Here is a 6,173-nt window from a genome sequence, read left to right as displayed (position 1 = left end):
CCCGCCGTGGGCCTCGACCAGGGCCTTCACGATCGCCAGGCCGATGCCCGAGCCGCCGTGGTCGCGGTCGCGGGCGGTATCGGCGCGGTAGAAGCGTTCGAAGACATGGGGCAGATGCTCGGCCGGGATTCCCTCACCGGTGTCGGTCACGGTCAGTTCGACCGTATCGGAGTCCGCGCTCATGCCCGCCTCGATCGTCACCTGGCCCCCGGCCGGGGTGTGGCGCAGAGCGTTGTCGAGCAGGTTGCCCAGGATCTGCGCCAGCCGGTGCGGATCGGCCCACAGGGACGGCAGATTCTCGGGTACCCGCCGGTGCAGCCCCACGCCTTTGTCGTCGAAGCGGTCCTGGGCGGCGGCGACCGCGGCCGCGACCACGGTATGCGCAGCCACCGGGGACGGGGTCACCGTGGCCGGGGTCTCCTCGGCCTNTGTTCGCGCAGCACATGATTCCGCACCATCAGCAGGCCGTCGAGATGAGCGAAGGTCTGCTGACCAAGAAGGACATCGATCCGCGGGTCAGTGAGCTGGCCACCCAGATCAAGGCCGCGCAGGGTCCCGAGATCGCCCAGATGCAGGGGTGGCTGCAGGCTTGGGGCAACCCGCCGATGCCGCCGATGCCGTCGACCCCGAAGGGCGACATGGGGCACGGTGACATGGGCCACGGCGGCATGCCCGAAGGCGGCATGCCGGAAGACATGCCCGCCATGGAGGGCATGGTGTCGGAGGCCGATATGAACGCGCTACGTGACGCACAGGGCGTCGAGGCGGCCAAGCTGTACCTGACGCACATGATCGCCCACCACGAGGGCGCGATCACCATGGCCGAGGACGAGATCGACGACGGTCAGTACCCGCCGGCGGTCGAGATGGCCCGCACCATCGTGGCGACTCAGAAGCAGGAGATCGACACCATGCGCCAGATCCTGGGCACGCTCTAACCGGTCGGCAGGATGATCGTGAAGGTCGTCCCGGCGTCGGGACCGGCGCTGGAGCTGGTCACGCTGATGCGCCCGCCGTGGGCCTCGACCAGGGCCTTCACGATCGCCAGGCCGATGCCCGAGCCGCCGTGGTCGCGGTCGCGGGCGGTATCGGCGCGGTAGAAGCGTTCGAAGACATGGGGCAGATGCNCGGCGGAGGTGACCGATGTGGACGTCGACGAGATGTTCGTTACCGACATAGGTTGTCTCCCAGACGGATTCCAGGATCTGTCGCCGGCTCAGCGCCACCCCCGGCCGGGCCGAGAGCGCGACGAGCACGTCGAATTCGGTGCGGGTCAGCATGATCGGTTCGTCGTCGAGGAAGACCTGACGGCCGTCGACGTCGATGCGCAGGGCGCCGAACACCCGGCCGTCGGTGGCCGGGGTGGACGTGCGGGGCCGGCGCAGCATCGCGCGGATCCGGGCCACCAGTTCGCGAGGGCTGAAGGGTTTGGTCATGTAGTCGTCGGCGCCCACCGACAGGCCCACGATGGTGTCCACCTCGGTGTCGCGGGCGGTCAGCATCACCACGTACGCGTCGGAGAACGTGCGCAGCTGGCGACAGGCCTCCACGCCGTCGATCCCGGGCAGGCCGAGGTCGAGGACGACGACGTCGGGGTCGACCTCCCGGGCCAGTCGCACGGCTTCGGACCCGTCGTGGGCGACGCTGACCTCGAACTGTTCGCGGGTCAGGTAGCTCGCGATGACCGCGGCCAGCGGGGCTTCGTCGTCGACCACCAGGGCCCGGTAACCACCCGGAATGTGCTCCATGAGCCCATAGTGCAGCAGCAGGGCGGGGGAGCTGTGCATTTAATACCCTAGGGGGGTATAGTATGAAATGACAGCAAGCCTGATTCAGGAGGAAATCGGATGAACACCCAGACCGTCACCGTGACCGGCATGACCTGCGGCCACTGCGCGACGTCGGTGCGAGAAGAGGTCGGTGCCATTCCCGGTGTGCACGGCGTCGAGGTCGACGTGGCGACCGGGCTGGTGACCATCAGCAGCGAGGGTCAGCTCGATCCGGCGGCGATCAACGACGCCGTGGTCGAGGCCGGCTACGCCGTTGCAGGGTAGCCAGGGGTCGACCATGAGTGCGCCGCAGAAGCTCATCGGGTTCGTCGTGGGCCTCGTCGCCGTGTTCGCGCTGTCCTTCGGGATCGGCTCGGCGGTGGCTCCGCGCAGCACCCCGGCCGCCGGGCACGGCTCCGGCCACGACGCCGGGTACACGCTCGAACTCGATGAGTCGCGGCTGCCGTCCGGCGGCGCGGTCCCGCTGCGGTTCCGCGTCATCGACGGCAACGGCGCACCCGTGACCGACTACGTGGAGAGCCACGAGAAGCTGTTGCATCTCATCGTGGTGCGCCGCGATCTGGCCACCTACCAGCACGTGCACCCGGTGCTCGACGACAGTGGCGAGGGCAAGGGCACCTGGAGCGTTCCGGTGGACCTGACCGCCCCCGGTGACTACCGGGTGTTCGCCGACTTCGTCACGGGCGACGGTGGCGCGGTGACCCTCGGCGCCGACCTGACCGTCGAAGGGGTCTACCGGCCGCAGCCGCTGCCCGCGCCGGCCACCACCGCCACGGTCGACGGGTACACCGTCACCCTCGCCGGGGTGGGCACGGCCGGCGAGGCGTCGGAGTTGATGCTCTCGGTGAGCCGGGACGGCAAACCCGTCACCGATCTGCAGCCCTACCTGGGCGCCTACGGGCACCTGGTGGCGGTGCGCGCGTCGGACCTGGAGTACCTGCACGTCCATCCGATGAGCGACGCGGCCGACCCGGCCACCCCACCGGGCCCGGAGATCGCCTTCCACACCACACTTCCCAGCGCCGGAACGTACCGGCTGTTCCTGGACTTCAAGCACCGCGATGCGGTGCACACCGCCGAATTCACCGTTGAGGAGGCATCGTGACCACCGCGGCCGAACATGTCGAACTGGCGATCGGCGGGATGACGTGCGCCTCGTGCGCCACCCGGATCGAGCGCAAGCTCAACAAGCTCGACGGCGTCACCGCGACGGTCAACTTCGCTACCGAGAAGGCCACCGTCGACATCGCCGGTGAGGTGTCGCCCGAGCAGCTGATCGAAGCCGTGGAGACGGCGGGTTACACCGCGCACCTGCCCACCGCCGAACCGCAGGAGAACAACGCCGAGGACGATCCGACGGCCGCGCTGCGCACCCGGCTGATCGTGGCGGCCGTGCTCACCATCCCGGTGGTGGCGATGGCGATGGTCCCGGCGCTGCAGTTCACCAACTGGCAGTGGCTCTCGCTGACCCTGGCCGCCCCGGTCGTGGTGTGGGGCGCGCTGCCGTTCCACCGCGCCGCCTGGACCAATCTGCGTCACGGCACCGCCACGATGGACACGCTCATCTCGATGGGCACCATCGCCGCATTCGGCTGGTCGCTGTACGCCCTGTTCTTCGGCTCCGCCGGGACGCCGGGCATGACACACCCGTTCTCGCTATCCATCTCGCATACCGATGGCACCGGCAACATCTATCTGGAGGTCGCCGCCGGCGTCACCACCTTCATCCTGGCCGGCCGGTATTTCGAGGCGCGGTCCAAGCGGCGCGCCGGTGCCGCGTTGCGCGCCTTGCTCGAGCTCGGGGCCAAGGACGTCTCGGTCCTGAGAGACGGTGTGGAACAACGCATTCCCATCGAGTCACTGAGCGTCGGCGACGAGTTCGTGGTCCGGCCCGGCGAGAAGATCGCCACCGACGGCGAGGTGGTCGATGGCGCATCGGCGGTTGACGCCTCCATGCTCACCGGCGAGTCCGTGCCGGTCGAGGTCGGCCCGGGTGACCAGGTGGTCGGGGCGACGGTCAACGTCGGCGGCCGGATCGTGGTGCGGGCCAAGCGGATCGGTTCCGACACCCAGCTGGCGCAGATGGCCAGGCTGGTCGAGGATGCCCAGTCCGGAAAGGCCCAGGCGCAGCGCCTGGCCGACAGGGTCTCGGCGGTTTTCGTCCCCATCGTCATCGCGCTCGCGGTCGGCACCCTCGGTTTCTGGATGGGAACCGGGGGATCGGTGGCCGCGGCATTCACCGCCGCGGTGGCGGTCCTGATCATCGCCTGCCCGTGTGCATTGGGCCTGGCCACCCCGACCGCGCTGCTGGTCGGCACGGGGCGCGGCGCCCAGCTCGGAATCCTGATCAAGGGACCCGAGGTGCTGGAGTCCACCCGTCGCGTGGACACCGTGGTGCTGGACAAGACCGGGACGGTGACCACCGGCGCGATGACCCTGCTCGAGGTGATCCCCGCGGCCGGCGAGGAACCCACCGAGGTGCTGCGGTTGGCCGGGGCGGTCGAGGACGGCTCCGAGCATCCGATCGCCCGCGCCATCGCCGATGGCGCCCGCGCCAAGGTGGGGGAGCTGCCCGCGGTGGAGGGCTTCACGAACGTGGCGGGGCTCGGCGTGCAGGGCGTTGCCGACGGCCACGCCCTGGTGGTGGGCCGGCCCGCGCTCCTGGCTGACTGGTCCCAGCGGTTGACACCCGAGCTCGACACCGCGATGCGCGAAGCTCAGGCTCAGGGCCGCACGGCCATCGCCGTGGGGTGGGACGGGCAGGCCCGCGGCGTGCTGGTGGTCGCCGACGCCGTCAAGCCCACCTCGAAGGAGGCGATCGGACAGCTGCGCGCGCTGGGCCTGGAACCGATCATGCTGACCGGCGACAACGAGGCCGCCGCGCACGCGATCGCCGAACAGGTTGGTGTGCAGGAGGTTTACGCCGAGGTCCTGCCGCAAGACAAGGTCGACGTGGTCAAACGACTGCAATCCGAAGGCCGCGTGGTGGCCATGGTCGGCGACGGTGTCAACGACGCCGCGGCGCTGGCGCAGGCTGATCTGGGCCTGGCCATGGGCACCGGCACCGATGTCGCGATCGAGGCCAGTGACCTGACCCTGGTACGCGGCGACCTGCGGGCGGCCGCCGACGCCATCCGGTTGTCCAGGCGTACCCTGGCCACCATCAAAGGCAATCTGTTCTGGGCGTTCGCCTACAACGTCGCGGCCCTGCCGCTGGCCGCGGCCGGACTGCTCAACCCGATGCTGGCCGGTGCGGCGATGGCGTTCTCGTCGGTGTTCGTGGTCACCAACAGCCTGAGGCTGAGAAGATTCCGATGATCGCAAATCTGTCACGGGCTGGATTCGATTCGCGCACAACCGGAATCGTTTACCTCCCCTTGCTACAGTTGGAAACATCGTGATACCGGGCAGCTCTCGCATGCAATCACTGTCACGGCTGGCAGCCATGATGGCGGTGGTGTTGTGGGCAGCGACGCTTGCCGGGCAGTGGCAGCAGGCGACATCCCACGAGCACCCGGTGCACCTGCCGCACGCGGTCGCTGCCGCGATCGGTGCGGACAGCGCCGCGACGATGCTGGACCACCCTCACATCAGCGACAATTCGGCATCGCACATGCCGGAGAGCTTCACCGCCGCGGTGCTGCCTCGGACCAGCGTCACCCTGGCCGCGTTGTCGGTCGTCACGTTCATCGTGGGCTGCGCGGTGCTGTGTGCCTGTGCCCTGGCCCGGGCCAACCGTGGCCCGCCGGACCGGCACCGTGTCCCACTCGCCGGTCGCACTCTGCTCAACCGGATCTGTATCGCGCGCCGCTGATCGGCCAGCGCGGGACGGAACAGCGCGCAATGCGCCGTCGTCCCAACGCTGTCCAGGTCACCTGCCGTCGTCAGTGCGGCGCCGAACAGAAACGACGAATCAATGAACCATGTCCTTTCCACCCGTTCCTTCCATGTCCTGCGCCGGAACCGTGGGGCCAACACCATGGTCGGCCACACTCCCACCCTTTGGGTGTCCGCTCCGTTTACTGAAGACGGACGCGGATTCTGGGCCAAACTCGAAGGCTTCAACCCGGGCGGGATGAAAGACCGCCCGGCCATGCACATGGTCGAGCAGGCCAGAGCCAGGGGAGATCTGCGACCGGGCGGTCGCATCATCGAATCGACCAGCGGCACCCTGGGTCTGGGCCTGGCATTCGCCGGGACGATCTATCACCATCCGGTGACGCTGGTGACCGATCCAGGGCTGGAGCCCATCATCGAGCGCATGCTCACCGCCTATGGCGCCGAGATCTCGATCGTCACCGAACCGCATCCGACCGGCGGTTGGCAGCAGGCCCGCCGGGACCGGGTGGGCGAGCTGCTCGCCGCCCACGACAACGCCTGGTT

General features: G+C 68.9%; 5 protein-coding genes and 5 pseudogenes (1 of these 10 cut by a window edge). 6 read left to right on the top strand and 4 right to left on the bottom strand.

Annotated features, from left to right (window positions below; translation table 11 throughout):
* The coding region (locus tag BN4332_RS12420; RefSeq protein ID WP_338066771.1) for a sensor histidine kinase at positions 1-405 on the bottom strand (405 nt) is incomplete at its 3' end.
* A gap of 26 nt (positions 406-431) precedes the next feature.
* Here BN4332_RS12420 and BN4332_RS12415 point away from each other — a divergent pair.
* Positions 432-938, top strand: a pseudogene (locus BN4332_RS12415) (DUF305 domain-containing protein); the annotation flags it as partial.
* On the opposite strand, the pseudogene BN4332_RS12410 reads toward BN4332_RS12415, so the two are convergent.
* The 3 pseudogenes from BN4332_RS12410 to BN4332_RS35460 form a co-directional block, all read right to left on the bottom strand.
* Positions 935-1,132, bottom strand: a pseudogene (locus BN4332_RS12410) (ATP-binding protein); the annotation flags it as partial. The pseudogenes BN4332_RS12415 and BN4332_RS12410 overlap by 4 nt on opposite strands.
* A 55-nt stretch (positions 1,133-1,187) precedes the next feature.
* Positions 1,188-1,280: pseudogene (locus BN4332_RS35465) on the bottom strand (winged helix-turn-helix domain-containing protein); the annotation flags it as partial.
* Positions 1,281-1,451: 171 nt separating this feature from the next.
* A pseudogene (locus tag BN4332_RS35460) lies at positions 1,452-1,748 on the bottom strand (response regulator); the annotation flags it as partial.
* 99 nt (positions 1,749-1,847) lie between these two features.
* Here BN4332_RS35460 and BN4332_RS12400 point away from each other — a divergent pair.
* The 5 genes and pseudogenes from BN4332_RS12400 to BN4332_RS33680 form a co-directional block, all read left to right on the top strand.
* Positions 1,848-2,054: a heavy-metal-associated domain-containing protein gene (locus BN4332_RS12400; protein ID WP_066898720.1), complete on the top strand. Its 207-nt coding sequence runs from the start codon at positions 1,848-1,850 to the stop codon at positions 2,052-2,054.
* 13 nt (positions 2,055-2,067) lie between these two features.
* The gene (locus BN4332_RS12395; protein ID WP_066898719.1) at positions 2,068-2,895 is read left to right on the top strand and encodes a DUF8832 domain-containing protein; all 828 of its coding nucleotides are present in this window, start codon (positions 2,068-2,070) and stop codon (positions 2,893-2,895) included.
* The gene (locus tag BN4332_RS12390; protein WP_066898718.1) at positions 2,892-5,108 is read left to right on the top strand and encodes a heavy metal translocating P-type ATPase; all 2,217 of its coding nucleotides are present in this window, start codon (positions 2,892-2,894) and stop codon (positions 5,106-5,108) included. The genes BN4332_RS12395 and BN4332_RS12390 overlap by 4 nt, the downstream gene beginning before the upstream one ends.
* A gap of 100 nt (positions 5,109-5,208) precedes the next feature.
* Complete coding sequence (lpqS, locus tag BN4332_RS12385; RefSeq protein ID WP_066898717.1) at positions 5,209-5,604, top strand: putative copper homeostasis (lipo)protein LpqS; 396 nt, start codon at positions 5,209-5,211, stop codon at positions 5,602-5,604.
* Positions 5,605-5,706: 102 nt separating this feature from the next.
* Positions 5,707-6,173, top strand: a pseudogene (locus tag BN4332_RS33680) (PLP-dependent cysteine synthase family protein) (it continues 745 nt past the right edge of the window).

Origin of the sequence: Mycolicibacterium houstonense (assembly GCF_900078665.2) — a bacterium.
Classification (GTDB): domain Bacteria; phylum Actinomycetota; class Actinomycetes; order Mycobacteriales; family Mycobacteriaceae; genus Mycobacterium; species Mycobacterium houstonense.
Note: the sequence above shows the minus strand (reverse complement) of the source record. Positions and strands in the feature narration are given on the sequence as shown.